This is a genomic window from Gluconacetobacter azotocaptans (assembly GCF_014174355.1).
In the GTDB taxonomy this organism is placed as follows: domain Bacteria; phylum Pseudomonadota; class Alphaproteobacteria; order Acetobacterales; family Acetobacteraceae; genus Gluconacetobacter; species Gluconacetobacter azotocaptans.
In genome coordinates this window covers 1-16615 of sequence record NZ_JABEQF010000003.1, presented here as the reverse complement: position 1 = coordinate 16615, position 16615 = coordinate 1, and the positions used below count along the sequence as shown (strand labels likewise).

Below are 16615 nucleotides of genomic sequence, written 5' to 3'. Positions count from 1 at the left end.
TCGCACAATCCGGCATTGCTCCGCGCTCGGGGCTCGTCTACACGCACGCCTCTTCCCCGAAATTCTGAAAAAGGTTCTGCCCCATGCGACGCAAGCGCGGACGTCCGATTGATGGCTGGCTGGTCATCGACAAGCCGTCCGGCATGACATCGACCGATGTCGTCAACCGGGTGAAGCGCCTGTTCGATGCGCGCAAGGCAGGGCATGGCGGCACGCTGGACCCGCTGGCGACCGGGCTGCTGCCCATCGCCTTCGGCGCGGCCACCAAGACGGTGCCCTATATCATGGATGGCACCAAGCGGTACCAGTTCACCCTGCGCCTGGGCGAGGCCCGCGACACCGACGACGCCGACGGCGCGGTGACGGAGACGTCGGACGTGCGCCCGACCGACGACGCTTTCCGCGCGGCGCTGCCGGCCTTTCGCGGCGACATCATGCAGGTTCCGCCGGTCTATTCCGCGATCAAGGTGGCGGGCGAGCGCGCGTACGACATGGCGCGCGACGGCCGCCCCCCCGATCTGCCGCCGCGTCCGGCGCGGATCGACCGGTTCGAACTGGTGGCCCGCCCCGACGCCGACACCGCGATCTTCGAGGTGGAATCCGGCAAGGGCGTCTACATGCGGTCGTTGGCGCGCGACATCGCCCGAGCCTGCGGCACGGTCGGGCATGTGGCTGCCCTGCGCCGGCTGCGCGTGGGCCCGTTTTCCGAGGATAACGCAATTCTTCTGGACAAAATTGTCCTGAACGACGACAACGCGCCTGCCTCACCGGATCTGCTGCTTCCGGTTGCGACCGCGCTGGCCGACATCCCGGCGCTGGCCCTGACCGAGGAAGAAGCGGGGGCCCTGTCACACGGGCGGGCGATCAGCCTGCTCGACCTGATGGGGCGGATTCCGGACGCCGTCGACCCCGTGCAAGGGGTCGTGCGGGGAATGGACGGGGGGCGCGTGATCGGGTTGTGCCGGCTGGAAGATGGCTGGCTGCGCCCGGACCGCATGCTTTAACCTTCGTATTTATGGAGAACACGATGTCGATTACCGCAGAGCGTCGCACGACGCTGATCGGCGAATACCAGACCGCCGCCACCGATACCGGCTCGCCCGAGGTCCAGGTCGCCCTGTTGACCGAACGGATCACCAACCTGACCGAGCATCTGAAGACCCACGCGAAGGATTTCCATTCGCGTCGCGGCCTGCTGGTGATGGTCGGCAAGCGCCGTGGCCTGCTGGACTATCTGAAGCGCAAGGACAGCGCCCGGTACCAGACCCTGATCGGCCGTCTGGGCCTGCGTCGCTGACCCGTTGCGCGATCGGGCGCGCGTGACCATGTGTTTCATGGTCATGGTCCGTGCCTGATCGCACCGGTCCGCCCGGCGGGCGGGGGGCACGGGCCACCCTGCCTGGCCAGACAGGCCACCCCCGTCGCCCAATCGTGGGCCGGGCAACATGCTGCCGCCACGACGGTGGAGACATCCGGACCGGGTCGCAGCGTTTCAGGCCACATGGTGTTTTGACGGGTGACCGTCATCGCTCCATGCCGTCCGAGGCGCTGTCTCTCATCCCTTTGTCCGGGATGCTTCGCTCCGTCCGGGCCGGCCGCCCGACAGGACATGTCTGAATGTTCAATTACTACCGCAAGGAAATCGAGTGGGGCGGCCGCCCCCTGGTGCTGGAGACCGGCAAGATCGCCCGCCAGGCCGACGGCGCCGTCGTCGTGACCTATGGCGACACGGTCGTGCTGTGCACCGCCGTCGGCGCCCGCAGCGTCAAGCCGGGCCAGGATTTCTTCCCGCTGACGGTCAACTACCAGGAAAAGGCCTTCGCGGCCGGCAAGATCCCCGGCGGCTTCTTCAAGCGTGAAGGCCGTCCGTCCGAGATCGAAGTCCTGAATTCCCGCCTGATCGATCGTCCGATCCGTCCCCTGTTCCCGGACAATTTCCGCAACGAGGTCCAGGTCGTCGCGACGGTCCTGAGCCACGATCTGGAAAACGACCCGGCGATCGCCGCCCTGATCGGCTGCTCGGCGGCGCTGACGCTGTCGGGTATTCCCTTCTTCGGCCCGGTGGCGGCCTGCCGCGTGGGCTACGCGGATGGCGCCTACATCCTGAACCCGACCATCGCCGAAATGAAGGACAGCGCGCTCGACCTCGTCCTCGCCGGGACGTCGGAAGGCGTGCTGATGGTCGAGTCCGAGGCCAGCGAACTGTCCGAGGACGTGATGCTGGGCGCCGTGACGTTCGGCCATGAGGCCTTCCAGGTCGTGATCGACGCCATCATCGCGCTGGCCGAGCACGCGGCCAAGGCGCCGTGGGACCTGGTCGAGCCGTCGGCCGAGGCCATTGCCCTGCAAAAGCGCATCGACGCGCTGGGCCGTGCGCCCATCGCCGAGGCGTATCAGGAGCGCGTGAAACAGGAACGCTACAAGAAGGTCGGCGCCGCGAAGGATGCCGTCCTGGCCGCCCTGACCGCCGAGGGCCTGGACGCAGCCGCCGCCAAGCCGATGCTGAAGGAGCTGGAGGCCGACGTGGTGCGCAGCGCCGTGCTCGACACCGGCTACCGCATCGACGGCCGCGACCTGAAGACGGTCCGCCCGATCGTCTCCGAGGTCGGCATCCTGCCGCGTGCCCATGGCTCAGCCCTGTTCACCCGTGGCGAGACGCAGGCCCTGGTCGTGGCGACGCTGGGCACCGCGCAGGACGAGCAGGTGATCGACGCGCTGGAAGGCGAGTACCGCACCAACTTCATGCTGCACTACAACTTCCCCCCCTATTCGGTGGGCGAGTGCGGCCGCATGGGCTCGCCCGGCCGGCGCGAGATCGGGCATGGCAAGCTGGCCTGGCGCGCCATCCATCCGCTGCTGCCCGGCAAGGACACCTTCCCGTACACGATGCGCGTGGTGTCCGAGATCACCGAGAGCAACGGCTCGTCCTCGATGGCCACGGTCTGCGGCACCTCGCTGGCGCTGATGGATGCCGGCGTGCCGCTGAAGCGGCCGGTGGCGGGCATTGCCATGGGGCTGATCAAGGAAGATCGCGGCTTCGCCGTGCTGTCCGACATCCTGGGTGACGAAGACCACCTGGGCGACATGGACTTCAAGGTCGCCGGCACCGAGCAGGGCGTGACCTCGCTGCAGATGGACATCAAGATCACGTCCATCACGCCCGAGATCATGAAGATCGCCTTGGGCCAGGCCCGCGAAGGCCGCCTGCACATCCTGGGCGAGATGTCCAAGGCGCTGACCGAAGGCCGCGCCGACGTGTCCTCGTCCGCGCCGAAGATCACCACGATCTCGGTGCCGAAGGAGAAGATCCGCGACGTGATCGGCCAGGGCGGCAAGGTCATCCGCGAGATCGTCGAATATTCGGGCGCCAAGATCGACATCAACGACGACGGCACGATCATGATCGCCGCCACGTCCGAAGAGCAGGCCGAAAAGGCCATCGAGCGGATCCGCGGCATCGTGGCCGAGCCCGAGATCGGCAAGATCTACAACGGCAAGGTGGTCAAGACCGCCGATTTCGGTGCGTTCGTGAACTTCATGGGCGCGCGCGACGGGCTGGTCCACATCTCGGAACTGTCGACGGCACGCGTCGCCAAGACCACCGACGTGGTCAACCAGGGCGATACCGTGAAGGTCAAGGTCCTGGGCTTCGACGATCGCGGCAAGGTCAAGCTGTCGATGCGCGTCGTGGACCAGGAAACCGGTGCCGACATCACCGATACCGTCGGCGCCAAGCCGGGCCGTCCGCCCGCGCGCTGAGGGCCGACCACGGCCGGGCAGGGCGTTGCGCCCTGCCCGGCCGTGGCGGCGCCCCCGTCCGCCAGGGCGGGGACAGAACCGATAAACGCCGGCCCCCATGCGGGTGTCGTGGACGATAGGGTAGAGATGAAGGCGATCAATGCGATCCGCATGGGCGGGGTGGACGTCCTGCCGGTAGTCGAAGGCGGAAAGGGCGTATCGGTCTCGACCGGAGTATCGTCCGGGCATTGGGCGGCGGCCGGCGGCGTCGGCACGGTCTCGGTCGTCAATGCCGATTCATACGACGCGGACGGTCGGCCGGTTCCGCAGGTCTATCATGGCCGCACCCGGCGCGAACGGCAGGACGAGCTGGTGGACTACGCCATTCGCGGCGGCATCGCCCAGGCCCGCATTGCCCACGAGCTTTCGGGTGGCCGGGGCCGGATCCATGCCAACATCCTGTGGGAAATGGGCGGCGCCGAACAGGTCATCACGGGTGTGCTGGAAGGCGCGCCGGGCCTGATCCACGGCGTGACCTGCGGTGCGGGCATGCCCTATCGCCTGTCGGACATCGCGGCGCGCTTCGGCATCTATTACTACCCCATCGTCTCCTCCGCCCGGGCATTCAGCGCCCTGTGGAAGCGGTCGTTCAGCAAGACCGCCGAACTGCTGGGCGGCGTGGTGTATGAAGATCCGTGGCGGGCCGGCGGCCATAACGGCCTGTCCAACACCGAGGACCCGCAGACCCCCGAGGACCCGTTGCCGCGCGTGCTGGCGCTGCGCCGCGTGATGCGCACGTTCGGGCTGCATGACACGCCCATCATCATGGCCGGCGGCGTCTGGTGGCTGGAGGAATGGGAGGACTGGATCGACAATCCCGAACTCGGCCCCATCGCCTTCCAGTTCGGTACCCGCCCGCTGCTGACGCAGGAAAGCCCCATCCCCGATGCGTGGAAGCGCCGCCTGCGCACCCTGCACAAGGGGGACGTGTTCCTCAACCGCTTCTCGCCGACCGGTTTCTATTCCTCGGCCGTGAACAACCCGTTCCTGCTCGAGCTGCAGGGCCGTTCGGAACGCCAGGTCGCCTATTCCAGCGAACCGGTGGGCGAACACACCGCCCCCTACGGCGTCGGCGCCCGGGCCCGCCAGGTCTTCATGACCGAAGCCGACCGCGAGCATGTGCGCCTGTGGGAGGCCGAGGGCTATACCGAGGCGATGCGCACCCCGGATTCGACGCTGATCTTCGTGACGAAGGACAAGGCGCAGGAAATCCTGGCCGATCAGGTCGCCTGCATGGGCTGCCTGTCGGAATGCCGCTTCTCGAACTGGAGCCAGCGCGGGCCGGGCTATACCAACGGGCACAAGGCCGATCCGCGCTCGTTCTGCATCCAGAAGACATTGCAGGCCATCGCCCACGCCTCGGAGGACGAGAGCGATGCGGTGATGGACAATAACCTGATGTTCGGCGGCACCAACGCCTGGCGCTTCGCCACCGACCCGTTCTATGCCAATGGCTTCGTGCCCACGGTGGGGCAACTGGTCGACCGGATTTTGACGGGGCGCTGAAAGGACGGGCGGCAAGGGCCAAGACCCTTGCCGCCCATTCGTTTATAAAACCCTGGGTCTCCAAAGGGCAAAGCCCTTGCCTTGGGCCCCGTCAGCCGAACCGGATGTCCAGCGACCGCAGATAGGTCTGCAATCCGGCATCCTGGATGGGCATCAGGAAGGCTTCCTCGTCGCTTTCGTTGTAATGGGCATGCCACAGGCCCGGCGGCGTGATGAAGGCCATGCCCGACTGCCAGTCCTGGCGGATCGGATTGGCGATCTGGCCCTGGGCGTCGAGCGTCTCGCCGATCAGCGTGTAGCACCCCTCGGGGCAGGACACGATGTAATCCAGCGCCACCGACTGGTGCCGGTGCGGCTTCTGCACCGATTGCGCCGGCAACAGGCCGAACATCGTCCAGATGACATGGGTAATGGTGCGCGTGCCGGGAAAATTCGTGTTTCCCAGCAGCACGGACACGCGGCTGCGCGACCGGGCCTCGGGGCTGGCGGCGACGGCGCGCAGTTCGTCCATCGTCCGTTCGGCGGGGTACAGCGTAGGTTCGAAGCGGGGCTGCTCGACCCGCACCCCCAGATAGGTCAGCAGCGGCGCGTCGTGCACCAGGTACAGCGTCGCGTCGTCGCTGGCGGTGTGGGTGTAGCCGGTGCCGCCGGGCAGGGCGACGATATCGCCGCGCTGCCAGTCCACCGACGGCAGGTAGGCGGCCGTGGGTTCGGTGCGGCCCGCGCCCCGGATCACGTAGAAGACCTGCGACGTCGCCGCGATGTCGGGGCGCACCGTGTCGCCGGCGTCGATCCGCACGAAGGCGGCGCACAGGCCCGGCGACGTCGCCGGACCGGGGCAACGCAATTGTTCCGAGACATCCAGCGGGATGATCCGGCTTGGCCCCTCGGCCCAGGTTTCCGGCCCCCAGGACATGAAGGGCAGGCGGGGCGTCAGTCCGGGGCGGATCGGGTTCGCGGCGCGGCTGTATTCGAACCATTCGGCATCGCGGGTGACGGGGATGCTGGTACGATCGAGCATGATCTGGTTCTCCTGTATTTCCTGTCCGGTTCTGTGTCTTGCCGGACTGCCCGAGCAGAGTAGGGTGGGTTCCTGTCGCGGCGGAACGCCGGAATATGGAAAAGAGTTTTGCGCGGCGCGCGCGCATGCGGCGTGGGGGGGATGGGCGTGGATTACGTGACCTGCCTGCGGGTGCTGCTGGCCACCGCCGACGCGGGCAGCCTGTCGCGCGCGGCGACCGTGCTGGATCTGAACGTGTCCTCGGCCTCGCGCGCGATTGCCGAGTTGGAGCACGATCTGGGCGCCGCGCTGTTCAACCGGTCGACGCGCGGGCTGCATCTGACGGAAATCGGCGAACGGTTCCTGGGCCGCGCGCGGCGGATCCTGGCCGACCTGGACGATGCGCGGGCCGAGGCCACGTCATTGAACGCCGCCCCCCGGGGCTGCCTGCGCGTGCTGGCCTCGCCGTCGGTGGGGCGCGCGGTGATCGCGCCGATGCTGCCGGCCTTCCTGCGGGCCTATCCCGACGTCGACGTGGAAATCCGCAGCGGCCCGGCCTTCGGCGACCTGTCGCACATCCTGATCGAAAGCGGCGCGGACGTCGCGGTGCTGTCCGGCCGGCCGCCGGACTCCGGCCTGCTGTTCCGCCCGGTGCTGACCGGGACCTGGTGGGCGGTCGCGGCCCCCGACCTGGTCGCGCACATGGGCCTGAGGGACGACCGCGACCCGATGGGTGGGCTGTCCGGCGTGGCATGCCTGTCGCGGACCGGCACCCCGCCGGCCTGGCGCTGCGACCGCGCGGGACAGGCGCACGTCCTGTCCTTTCCCACCCGGGTGGCAGCGGATTCGCTGGACATGCTGCGGACGCTGGCCGGCGCGGGCGCGGGCCTGGCCCTGCTGCCGGACTGGATGTTCATGGATCGGCCGCCCGCCGCGTTCGGGCTGGTGCGCATCCTGCCCGGCTGGCGGGTGACGCCCGACCCCGACGAATCGTGCGATCTGTCCGTGCTTTACCCCCGCAAGAAGGTGGTCCCGCCCAAGACCCGCGCCTTCGTGACCGCGCTGGGCGCCGCCGGCCGGGCCTTCGACGCCCGGACGACCCCGACGGCCTGACCGATTGGTATCAGTCGCGCGGCAGGCAGGCGGCGCGGAACAGGTCGAAAGCGCGGGCGCGGTGGCTGATGGCGTTCTTCTCGACGTCGGTCATGTCGGCGAAGGTCCGGTTGCCGCCGTCGGGGGCGAACACCGGGTCGTAGCCATGGCCGTTGGTGCCATGCGGCGGCCAGGTGAACTGCCCGTCGATCCGTCCCTCGAACGTCTGCACGGTCCCGTCCGGCCACGCCAGGCACAGGACCGAGATGAACCAGGCCGACCGGTCCGTATTGTCGCCCATCTCGGCATGGACGCGGGCCATGGCGGCAGGGAAATCCTTGGACGGCCCGGCCCAGCGCGCGGAATAGATTCCCGGCGCCCCGCCGAGCGCGGCGACGCAGAATCCGGAATCGTCGGCCAGCGCCGGCAGTCCGGCCGCCGTCGCGGCCGCGACCGCCTTCAGCACCGCGTTGCCGGTGAAGCTGTCGGCGGTTTCCTCGGGTTCCGGCAGAGCCAGGTCCCCGGCCGACAGCACAGTGATGCCGTATCCGGCCAGAAGGGCGGAAAATTCCGCCAGCTTGCCCTTGTTGTGGCTGGCCAGCACCAGGCGCGCGCCGCGCGCCAGGCGGTGGTCGGCTGTCGGGGCCGGGCTCATCGTGCGCCCCCGCTCGCGGCCAAGGCCGTGTCCACGGCCTCCCGCTGGGCGGCGAACAACTGCCCGGTGCCGATCCGCGCCAGCCGCATCAGGTCTTGGAACTGTTCCTCGCTGAAGGGCGCCTGCTCGGCGGTACCCTGGATCTCGACGATGCCGCCGGCCTCGGTCAGCACGAAATTGGCGTCGGCGGCGGCGGCGCTGTCTTCGTCGTAATCCAGGTCCAGCACCGCTCCGGCGCCGGTCAGGCCGCAGGACACGGCGGCCAGCTGCGCCGTCAGCGGCACGCTGGCCAGCACGCGGTTGCGGACCAGGGTTTCCAGCGCCAGGCGCAGCGCTACCCATGCACCCGTGATCGACGCGCAGCGGGTGCCGCCATCGGCGTTCAGCACATCGCAATCGACCGTGATCGACATCTCGCCCAACGCCTTCAGATTCACGACCGCCCGCAGCGACCGGCCGATCAGGCGCTGGATTTCCTGGGTGCGGCCCGACTGCCTGCCCTTCGCGGCCTCGCGCCCGCCACGGGTGTGGGTGGCGCGGGGCAGCATGCCGTATTCGGCCGTCACCCAGCCCTTGCCCTGCCCGCGCAGGAACGGCGGCACCCGGCTTTCGACGCTGGCGGCGCACAGCACCTCGGTGCCGCCCATGCGGATCAGCACCGACCCTTCGGCGTGGCGGGCGAATCCGGGTTCGATGGAAACGGGGCGCAGGGCATCGGGCGCGCGGCCCGAAGGACGGGTGGCCATGGCGGCGGGAACTCCAGATCGGTGGCGGGACCAGGCCGGGGCATAGCCCGTGCCGGGGGGCGATTGCCACCCCTGCTTGTGATGCCCCTGCTTGTCATGGCGGCGGCCAGGTTCCAGATTTAGGGTGGCGGCATGTTTTCGCCGGCCGGCGGTCGAACTGAGGAGGGGGGTAGATGGTCATGGATCTCAGCGCGCTGGCGTCGCGTTCCGCCCTTCCACCGGGCCTGGATGCGCGATCCGCCGCGATCCTGCGCGAAATCGTGGAACAATATGTGGAAACCGGCGAGCCGGTGGGCTCGCGCACCCTGTCGCGGCGCCTGCCGCTGCCGCTGTCGCCGGCGACGATCCGCAACGTGATGGCGGACCTGACCGAGGCCGGGCTGCTGTTCTCGCCCCACGCCTCGGCGGGGCGGCTCCCGACGGAACGGGGCGTGCGGCTGTTCGTCGACGGCCTGCTGCAGTTCGGCAGCCTGACCGAGGACGAGCGCGAGACGATCACCCGTTCGCTGGAGGTTCGGGGCCGGTCCCTGCAGGATACCCTGTCCGAGGCCTCGTCGATGCTGTCCGGCCTGTCCTCGGCGGCCGGCCTGGTGCTGGCGCCCAAGGGCGACGGGGCGGTGAAGCATATCGAATTCGTGGCCCTGGGCCCGCGCCGCGCGCTGGTCATTCTGGTGGGCGCGGACGGGCAGGTGGAAAACCGGGTGATCGAAACCCCGGCCGGCCTGCCGCCCTCGGCGCTGGTCGAGGCCGGGAACTACCTGAACGCCCATCTGACCGGCCGCACGCTGGAAAACCTGCGCGAACACGTCAACGCCGAAATGACAGCCAACCGCAGCGAACTGGATCATCTGACCGCCGAAGTGGTGGCCAGCGGCCTGGCGACGTGGAGCGACGTCGATCGCGGCGGCACCCTGTTCGTGCGCGGCCAGGGCCGCCTGCTGGCCGACGTGACCGAGATCGAGCGCCTGTCGACCATCCAGATGCTGTTCGAACGGCTGGAAACCCAGGAGACGATGTTGCGTCTTCTGGACCTGGCGCAGGAATCCGAAGGAGTACGGATCTTCATCGGGGCGGAAAGCGGGCTGTTCGGCCTGTCGGGCATGTCGGTGGTGGTCGCCCCGGCGCGGACCGACAGCAACCGCATCGTCGGCGCGATCGGCGTCATCGGCCCCACGCGGATCAATTACGGCCGGATCATCCCGGTGGTGGACTACACCGCGCGGGTCATCGGCCGGATGCTGGGGTGACTCCCGGCGGGCTGCCGCCTTGCTCCTGCCATCTTCTGTTCCTAGCCCGGTCCTGACGCCGGAAACCCCGAGACCACGAGGCCGCTCATGTCCCACCCCGACGCGCACCAGGCCGGACTGTTCCGCATCGGCGGCGACCTGCCGGTGGCCCGCCTGGGTTTCGGTGCCATGCGGATCACCGGCCCGGGCATCTGGGGCGATCCGCCCGACCGCGACCGCGCGCTGGCGACCCTGCGCCGCGCGGTCGAATGCGGCGTGACCCTGATCGACACCGCCGACAGCTACGGCCCCTATGTCAGCGAGGATCTGATCCGCGCGGCGCTGCATCCCTATCCGGCCGGGCTGGTCGTCGCCACCAAGGGCGGGCACACGCGCCACGGCCCCGACATCTGGCGGCCGGTCGGCAATCCGAACTATCTGCGCCAATGCGTGCTCATGAGCCTGCGCCGCCTGGGGCTGGCGCGCATCGACCTGTGGCAGCTGCATCGTGTCGGCCCCGACTGCCCGCCCGAGGCGCAGTTCGAGGTGATCGCCGCGATGCGCGAGGAAGGGCTGATCCGCCATGTGGGCCTGTCCGAGGTCTCAGTCGAGATGATCGAACGCGCCGCGCGCTTCTTCCCCGTCGCCACGGTGCAGAACCGCTTCAACCTGGTGAATCGCGCGTCCGAGGACGTGCTGGATTATTGCGCCGCCCGGGGCATCGGCTTCATCCCCTGGGCGCCGCTGGCCGCCGGCGGGCTGGCGGCGGGGAACAATGTGCTGGCCCGCGTGGCGCGGGACATGGGCGCCACACCCGGGCAGGTGGCGCTGGCCTGGCTACTGCGCCGGTCGCCGGTCATGCTGCCGATTCCCGGCACCGGCAGCCCGGCGCATGTGGACGACAATGTGGCGGCCGCCGGCCTGGTGCTGGATGCCGCCGTCTTCGACCTGCTGGACCAGCATGGGCGCGCGGAATGGCGGCGCCTCGCGCCGTCATGAAGGCCGCCTGCCGCCACCGTGGTACCCGCAAGGGGCGACGCGCACCCCGGACAGTGCTAGGAGATCCCCCCGACTACTCCGCCAGGACCCTGTCCCGGCGGATTTCTGCCCCTTGGATTTCGCCCCGTTGGACCCCGGATGACGCTTTCTAATGGATCAGGCCAGGATGGCCGGATGCTCGTGACCTCCCGCATCGGCGGCAACGGCATGGCCGAGGGCCGGCGCGGCGGCGGCGCGGGCGGGGCGCCGGGTTTCGGTGGCCCCGGGGGGCCGCACCGGCCGCGCTATCGCCTGATCCGCCGCCTCGCCGGCGGCGGGATGGCGCTGCTGCTGCTGGGTGCGGCGACGGGCGGGCTGGTGGTCTGGACGAAATACGAACAGCTGGTGGCCGACCTGCCCACGGTTGACGGCCTGCGCACGTACCAGCCCCCGGTCATGAGCCGGCTTTATTCCGGCGACGACCGGGTGATGGCCGAACTGGCCGCGGAGCGGCGCATCTTCGTGCCCTACAGCGCCATTCCCGACCGGGTGAAGAACGCCTTCATCGCGACCGAGGACCAGAAATTCTACACCCATGGCGGCGTCGACCCGTTCGCCATCCTGCGCGCCGGCCTGACCGACCTGACGATGCACAAGGGGCACCGGCCGCTGGGGGCCTCGACCATCACGCAGCAGGTAGCCCGCGTCATGCTGCTGGGCACAAACGCGGTGTCGTTGCAGCGCAAGGCCAAGGAAGCCCTGCTGGCGATCCGCATCGAGCAGACGCTGTCCAAGGAAAAGATCCTCGAGATCTATCTGAACGAAATCTATCTGGGGGCCGGCGCGTACGGCATCGGGGCGGCGGCGCAGACCTATTTCAACAAGCCGCTGGACCAGCTGGACGACGCCGAGGCCGCGTTCCTCGGCGGGTTGCCCCGGTCGCCGACCAACTACAACCCCTACCGTTATCCCGACGCGGCGCGGGCGCGCCGCAACTGGGTGCTGCAGCGCATGGCCGAGGTGCACGACATCACGCCCGAGGCCGCGCGCATCGCCCAGCAGGAACCCCTGATGCCGCAGGCCTTCACCCGGCCTGGCCCGGTCCCCGGATCGGAATGGTTCGCCGAGGAGGTCCGGCGCCAGCTGATCGACCGCTACGGCGTCGACACCACCATGCAGGGCGGCCTGTCCGTCCACACCAGTTTCGACCCCCACCTGCAGCAGATCGCCACCGCGGCGGTGCGCGACGGGCTGGCGGCCTATGACCGCGACCATGGCGGCTGGCGCGGGCCGCTGGGCCAGCTGTCCGGCATCGGCGCCGGCCGGACGGCGCCCGAGGCGAGCCAGTGGATGCCCGGTCTGGCGGCGGCGGCCCATCCCGCCGGCATGCTGGACAGCTGGCGCCTGGGGGTGATCCTGTCGCCCGCCACCGGCGAGGTCGGCTGGGCCGAGGGGCGGGGCGGCGCCGCCAGCCCGCGCACCGGCCGCCTGCTGGCGCGCGACATGGCGTGGATGCGGCGCTGGCGCCTGCCGCATGCCGGCGACCTGGTCCTGATCGAACCGCAGGCCGAGGGCGGCACCGTCGCCCTGCGCCAGATTCCCAAGGTCGAGGGCGCGCTGGTCACCCTGGACGTGCGCACCGGCCGGGTGCTGGCGATGGTCGGCGGCTGGTCGTTCAACGTGTCGCAGTTCAATCGCGCGACGCAGGCGCTGCGCCAGCCCGGTTCGTCCTTCAAGCCGTTCGTCTATCTGACGGCCATGGAACAGGGGATTTCGCCGTCGCAGAAATTCGACGATTCCCCGGTCTCGTATGGCGCATGGCACCCCAACAATTTCGAAAAGGATTTCTGGGGCCCGACCACCCTGCATGACGCGCTGCGGGAATCCCGCAACCTGGTGACCATCCGGCTGGCCGCCCATATCGGCATGAAGTCGGTGGCCGCGATGGCCGCAAACCTGCATCTGGTCGACACCATGCCCCACGTCCTGCCGGCGGCGCTGGGGGCGGTGGAAACCACCGTCCTGCGCGAAGCGGGGGCCTACGCCACCATCGCGGCCGGCGGCCGGCTGGTGACGCCCACCCTGATCGACGACGTGCAGGACCGCGACGGGCGCATCCTGTGGCGGCCGGAGGGGATCGGCCTGCAGCCTGCCGCCCCGGCCCCTGTTCCGGCGACCGTCACCGCCGGTGCGCCCGCTGCCTCCGCCGCGGTCCCCGCGGTCCTGCTCCCGGGGCTGCCCGCCGCCCCGGCCGACGGCCCGGTGGTGACCGACACACGCCCGCAGGTGGCCTCGCCGGCCAGCGCGTTCCAGATCACGACGATGATGCGCGATGTGATCAAGCGTGGCACCGGCGTGCAGGCCGGCGCGGGCATCGACCGCCCGATCGCCGGCAAGACCGGCACCAGCCAGGATTTCAACGATGCGTGGTTCGCCGGCTTTTCGCCCGACATCGTGACCATCGTCTGGGTGGGCTTTGATGCGCCGCAGACCCTGGGCAAGAACGAAACCGGCGCCGCCATCGCCGGGCCGATCTGGAACCGGGTGATGAAGGCGGTGCTGGCCGACCGTCCCCGGCTGGACTTCCCGGTGCCCGAAGGCGTCACGCTGGCGCGCTACGATACCGGCATGGGGGTGACGGTCGATGCGTTCAAGCCCGACCAGGTGCCGGGCATCAGCTCCGACCTGTACGCCAACGTGACCGGCGCGCTGACCGCCGCCGATACCGGGGCCGAGAACATGCCCGATTCCGAAAGCGACATGGCGGCCTCGCCGGCGGTGACCGGGGCGCCGGGCGTCGCCCCCGCCGGGCCGCCCGGCCAGCCCGCGGCCCCCGCCGCTCCCGCCCCCGCCGGGGGTGACATCGGCATGGGCGGCCTGTATTGACGCGCGTTCAGCCCTTTCCGTCCTGACCGGGAGACCGATTTTCATGTCCGCCGAGACCGAGGCCCTCAACGAACAGATCAAGCAGTCGGTGGCGCTGCTGAGGAGGCATCTTTGACTGGGATGTCGCTCTTGGCCGCCTCGCGGAACTGAACAACCGGGCCGAAGACCCGGATCTGTGGAACGACTCTGACGTCGCGCAGAAGCTGATGCGCGAGCGCACGCTGCTGGCCGGCCAGGTCGAGGGCGTGCAGCGGCTGGAGGCCGACGTGCGCGATGCGCTCGACCTCAGCGAACTGGCCGAGATGGAAGGCGACGAGGGCGTCCAGAAGGACGCGCTGCTGATGCTGCGCGCCCTGGCCGACGAGGCCAAGCGGCGCGAGACCGAAAGCCTGCTGTCCGGCGAGGCCGACAGCAACGACTGCTATCTGGAGGTCAATGCCGGCGCCGGCGGCACCGAGGCCCAGGACTGGGCCGAGATGCTGCTGCGCATGTACACCCGCTGGGCCGAGCAGCACGGCTACAAGGTCGCGCTGATGGAAAGCTCGGAAGGCGAGCAGGCGGGCCTGAAATCGGCGACCATCCAGGTGTCCGGTCCCAATGCCTACGGCTGGCTGAAGACCGAGGCCGGGGTGCACCGCCTGGTCCGCATCTCGCCTTTCGATGCGGCGGCGCGGCGCCAGACCTCGTTCGCGTCGGTGTGGGTCTATCCCGTGGTCGATGATTCGATCGAGATCGAGGTGAACGAGGCCGACCTGCGGGTCGATACGTTCCGCGCCTCGGGCGCGGGCGGCCAGCACGTCAACAAGACCGAATCGGCCATCCGCATCACCCACGTGCCTTCGGGCATCGTCGTCGCCTGCCAGACCGACCGCTCGCAGCACCGCAACCGCGCGACCGCGATGACCATGCTGAAGGCGCGGCTGTACGAGCAGGAGCTGCAACGCCGCGAGGCCGCGGCCGCGCAGACCGAGGCCGCCAAGACGGACATCGGCTGGGGCCACCAGATCCGCTCGTACGTCCTGGCCCCCTACCAGCTGGTCAAGGACCTGCGCACCAGCGTCGAACGCGGCAATCCGTCCGCCGTGCTGGATGGCGACCTGGACGATTTCATGGCCGCCGCCCTGGCCGCCCGCGTGGGCGCCACCCGGTCCGAAGCCAGCGCCTCGGCCCAGTAGCACGCCCAGGCCTCACGGGCCCGAAAAGGGGCGGGAACGGCAGGACCGTTCCCGCCCTTTTTTGTCGCGCGGACGGTCGGAAGAAGACGGAATCGAACCCGACGATGCTTCGCGCGTTACCCAAGATTGCGTGATCCTCGGCCGCCCGACATGTCGGCCAGGATCGGATACCATGTACGCAACGAAAAGCGGCACGGCGCGAAAAACGGCAAAATCTGGGCGCTTCCTCTAAAAATCGCCGGTTTTTAGCCATTTATGACATGTTGTTAATATGAGCATTTTTTAAGCCTCTGATGACAAAATGCTCGTTTCAATTTCGATAAATATCTTTCTTGACATGAGGGGGGGGCAATAGCCCAATTCAAGGGCTTGGCAGCATTTCGATGCCCGCCGGGCCAGGTCGGAACGCAGGGGATCGACGATCTCCGATGCGGTTTTCACGTGCCTTTATCGTGCCGACGGTCCGCGCCGTGGTACGGGTTCCGGGTGATCCGGGGCCGGGGCCGGAAGCTGTCTCAGTGGTCCTGATTTGCTGTGGTTTTGAGTGCCGAAACCGGCGCGGACGATGAGGTTAAGGAGGTTTCGACATGAACTACGCGGAACAACAACGCAGTCCGATGAAACATATCATCGGGATCACTGTCGTTGTTCTCCTGCACGTGGTTCTGATCTGGGCATTGATGAACGGTCTCGGGGCAAAGATTGTCCAGGAGCTGCGTCCGCCCATCCAGACCAAGATTATTACGGAACCCAAGCCGCCGCCGCCACCGCCGCCGCCCCCGCCGCCGCCGGTGATGACGCAGCCGCCGCCGCCGTACATCCCGCCGCCGAAAATCCAGATCCAGCCGCCGCCGCAGCAGGTGATCCGGCAGGTGACGCACACGCCGCCGCCCAAGGCGATGCCGCCGGCCGTGCCGACCCCGCCCGCGCCGAACGCGCCTGTGGGTCCGCCGGTTCCGGATCATCTGGCGGGCGCGCGTCCGGTCAACAACATCAAGCTGGAATACCCCGAGGACATGCTCGAGGAAAACCGCGAGGGTCGTGTGACCGTGGTGTGTGACGTCGAGGCGTCGGGCCAGACCGACAACTGCTCGGTGACCAGCGTGCAGGGCGGGCAGGCCTTTGCCCAGGCGGCCTTGGATTACGTCCGCCGCGCCAAGTATCAGCCTGCGGTCAAGAACGGCGTTCCCATCAAGGAATTCCATCATCCGTATACGATCACCTTCAGGCTCAGCAACGACGACTGAAGTTCATCGAGGTTATCGGAACCGTTCGGATATCTCCGGCGGTTCCGGGGTTCCGGTAAACGGGCCATCTACACAGAGGATTTGGAGTACATGACCAGACTGCACCGTGTTCCTGTTGTCGCCGCTTCGGCTCTGGCGGCCGTGCTGAGCCTCTCGTCGCCCGTGATTGCGGTCGCCCAGGATGCACAGTCCGCCGCTCCGGCCGCCGCTCCCGCTCCCGATGCGTCGGCGCCTGCCGCCGCCCCGGCCGCGCCTGCGCCCGACGCTGCCGCTCCGGCGGCGCCCGCTCCCGACGCCGCGGCCCCC

At 68.9% G+C, this 16615-nt stretch carries 13 protein-coding genes and 1 pseudogene; 11 read left to right on the top strand and 3 right to left on the bottom strand.

Going from position 1 to position 16615, the window contains the following annotated elements:
- Positions 1–83: 83 nt before the first annotated feature.
- The 4 genes from truB to HLH34_RS03955 all read left to right on the top strand — a co-directional run bounded on the left by truB (position 84) and on the right by HLH34_RS03955 (position 5304).
- Entirely contained in the window at positions 84–1004 is a 921-nt protein-coding gene (gene truB, locus HLH34_RS03970; RefSeq protein ID WP_183118326.1) for a tRNA pseudouridine(55) synthase TruB, read from the top strand.
- Positions 1005–1027: 23 nt separating this feature from the next.
- Positions 1028–1297: a 30S ribosomal protein S15 gene (rpsO, locus tag HLH34_RS03965; RefSeq protein WP_182959165.1), complete on the top strand. Its 270-nt coding sequence runs from the start codon at positions 1028–1030 to the stop codon at positions 1295–1297.
- A gap of 320 nt (positions 1298–1617) precedes the next feature.
- Positions 1618–3759, top strand: a complete 2142-nt coding sequence (pnp, locus tag HLH34_RS03960; RefSeq protein WP_183118325.1) for a polyribonucleotide nucleotidyltransferase — start codon at positions 1618–1620, stop codon at positions 3757–3759.
- Between the two features lie 126 nt (positions 3760–3885).
- Positions 3886–5304, top strand: a complete 1419-nt coding sequence (locus HLH34_RS03955; protein ID WP_183118324.1) for an NAD(P)H-dependent flavin oxidoreductase — start codon at positions 3886–3888, stop codon at positions 5302–5304.
- A 91-nt stretch (positions 5305–5395) separates the two neighbouring features.
- Here HLH34_RS03955 and HLH34_RS03950 read toward each other — a convergent pair whose 3' ends face one another.
- Positions 5396–6325 (bottom strand): cupin domain-containing protein, encoded by a 930-nt coding sequence (locus HLH34_RS03950; RefSeq protein WP_183118323.1) that lies wholly within the window; start codon positions 6323–6325, stop codon positions 5396–5398.
- 108 nt (positions 6326–6433) lie between these two features.
- Between HLH34_RS03950 and HLH34_RS03945 the strand changes: the two genes are divergently transcribed.
- On the top strand, positions 6434–7417 hold the full coding sequence (locus tag HLH34_RS03945) for a LysR family transcriptional regulator (protein ID WP_244959623.1): 984 nt from the start codon (positions 6434–6436) through the stop codon (positions 7415–7417).
- Between the two features lie 10 nt (positions 7418–7427).
- Here HLH34_RS03945 and rdgB read toward each other — a convergent pair whose 3' ends face one another.
- Positions 7428–8051, bottom strand: a complete 624-nt coding sequence (gene rdgB / locus HLH34_RS03940) for an RdgB/HAM1 family non-canonical purine NTP pyrophosphatase (RefSeq protein ID WP_183118322.1) — start codon at positions 8049–8051, stop codon at positions 7428–7430.
- Positions 8048–8797, bottom strand: a complete 750-nt coding sequence (rph, locus tag HLH34_RS03935; RefSeq protein WP_183118321.1) for a ribonuclease PH — start codon at positions 8795–8797, stop codon at positions 8048–8050. Before rph ends, rdgB begins: the two co-directional genes overlap by 4 nt.
- Positions 8798–8976: 179 nt before the next feature.
- Here rph and hrcA point away from each other — a divergent pair, with 179 nt between their 5' ends.
- From hrcA to HLH34_RS19130, 6 genes and pseudogenes are all read left to right on the top strand, one after another.
- A complete protein-coding gene (hrcA, locus tag HLH34_RS03930; RefSeq protein WP_183118638.1) occupies positions 8977–10044 on the top strand; it encodes a heat-inducible transcriptional repressor HrcA in 1068 nt (355 codons plus the stop codon).
- An 87-nt stretch (positions 10045–10131) separates the two neighbouring features.
- Entirely contained in the window at positions 10132–11022 is an 891-nt protein-coding gene (locus tag HLH34_RS03925) for an aldo/keto reductase (protein WP_183118320.1), read from the top strand.
- Positions 11023–11229: 207 nt separating this feature from the next.
- Complete coding sequence (locus HLH34_RS03920) at positions 11230–13887, top strand: penicillin-binding protein 1A (RefSeq protein WP_408871310.1); 2658 nt, start codon at positions 11230–11232, stop codon at positions 13885–13887.
- A gap of 43 nt (positions 13888–13930) precedes the next feature.
- Positions 13931–15062, top strand: a protein-coding gene (gene prfB, locus HLH34_RS03915; RefSeq protein ID WP_183118318.1) for a peptide chain release factor 2 whose coding sequence is annotated in 2 segments (ribosomal slippage) — positions 13931–13999 and positions 14001–15062 — 1131 coding nt in all. Because the reading frame shifts where the segments join, the coding sequence is not laid out codon by codon here.
- Between the two features lie 587 nt (positions 15063–15649).
- Positions 15650–16309 carry an energy transducer TonB gene (locus tag HLH34_RS03910; protein ID WP_183118317.1) on the top strand — a complete coding sequence of 220 codons (660 nt, stop codon included), beginning with the start codon at positions 15650–15652 and terminating at the stop codon, positions 16307–16309.
- A 90-nt stretch (positions 16310–16399) separates the two neighbouring features.
- Positions 16400–16615, top strand: a pseudogene (locus HLH34_RS19130) (MotA/TolQ/ExbB proton channel family protein); the annotation flags it as partial.

What these genes read in the sequence shown, in the direction of transcription:
- truB (WP_183118326.1), top strand. Translation starts at nt 84, where the DNA reads ATGCGACGCAAGCGCGGACGTCCGATTGATGGCTGGCTGGTCATCGAC.
- rpsO (WP_182959165.1), top strand. Translation starts at nt 1,028, where the DNA reads ATGTCGATTACCGCAGAGCGTCGCACGACGCTGATCGGCGAATACCAG.
- pnp (WP_183118325.1), top strand. Translation starts at nt 1,618, where the DNA reads ATGTTCAATTACTACCGCAAGGAAATCGAGTGGGGCGGCCGCCCCCTG.
- HLH34_RS03955 (WP_183118324.1), top strand. Translation starts at nt 3,886, where the DNA reads ATGAAGGCGATCAATGCGATCCGCATGGGCGGGGTGGACGTCCTGCCG.
- HLH34_RS03950 (WP_183118323.1), bottom strand. Translation starts at nt 6,325, where the DNA reads ATGCTCGATCGTACCAGCATCCCCGTCACCCGCGATGCCGAATGGTTC.
- rdgB (WP_183118322.1), bottom strand. Translation starts at nt 8,051, where the DNA reads ATGAGCCCGGCCCCGACAGCCGACCACCGCCTGGCGCGCGGCGCGCGC.
- rph (WP_183118321.1), bottom strand. Translation starts at nt 8,797, where the DNA reads ATGGCCACCCGTCCTTCGGGCCGCGCGCCCGATGCCCTGCGCCCCGTT.
- hrcA (WP_183118638.1), top strand. Translation starts at nt 8,977, where the DNA reads ATGGATCTCAGCGCGCTGGCGTCGCGTTCCGCCCTTCCACCGGGCCTG.
- HLH34_RS03925 (WP_183118320.1), top strand. Translation starts at nt 10,132, where the DNA reads ATGTCCCACCCCGACGCGCACCAGGCCGGACTGTTCCGCATCGGCGGC.
- HLH34_RS03920 (WP_408871310.1), top strand. Translation starts at nt 11,230, where the DNA reads ATGGCCGAGGGCCGGCGCGGCGGCGGCGCGGGCGGGGCGCCGGGTTTC.
- HLH34_RS03910 (WP_183118317.1), top strand. Translation starts at nt 15,650, where the DNA reads ATGAACTACGCGGAACAACAACGCAGTCCGATGAAACATATCATCGGG.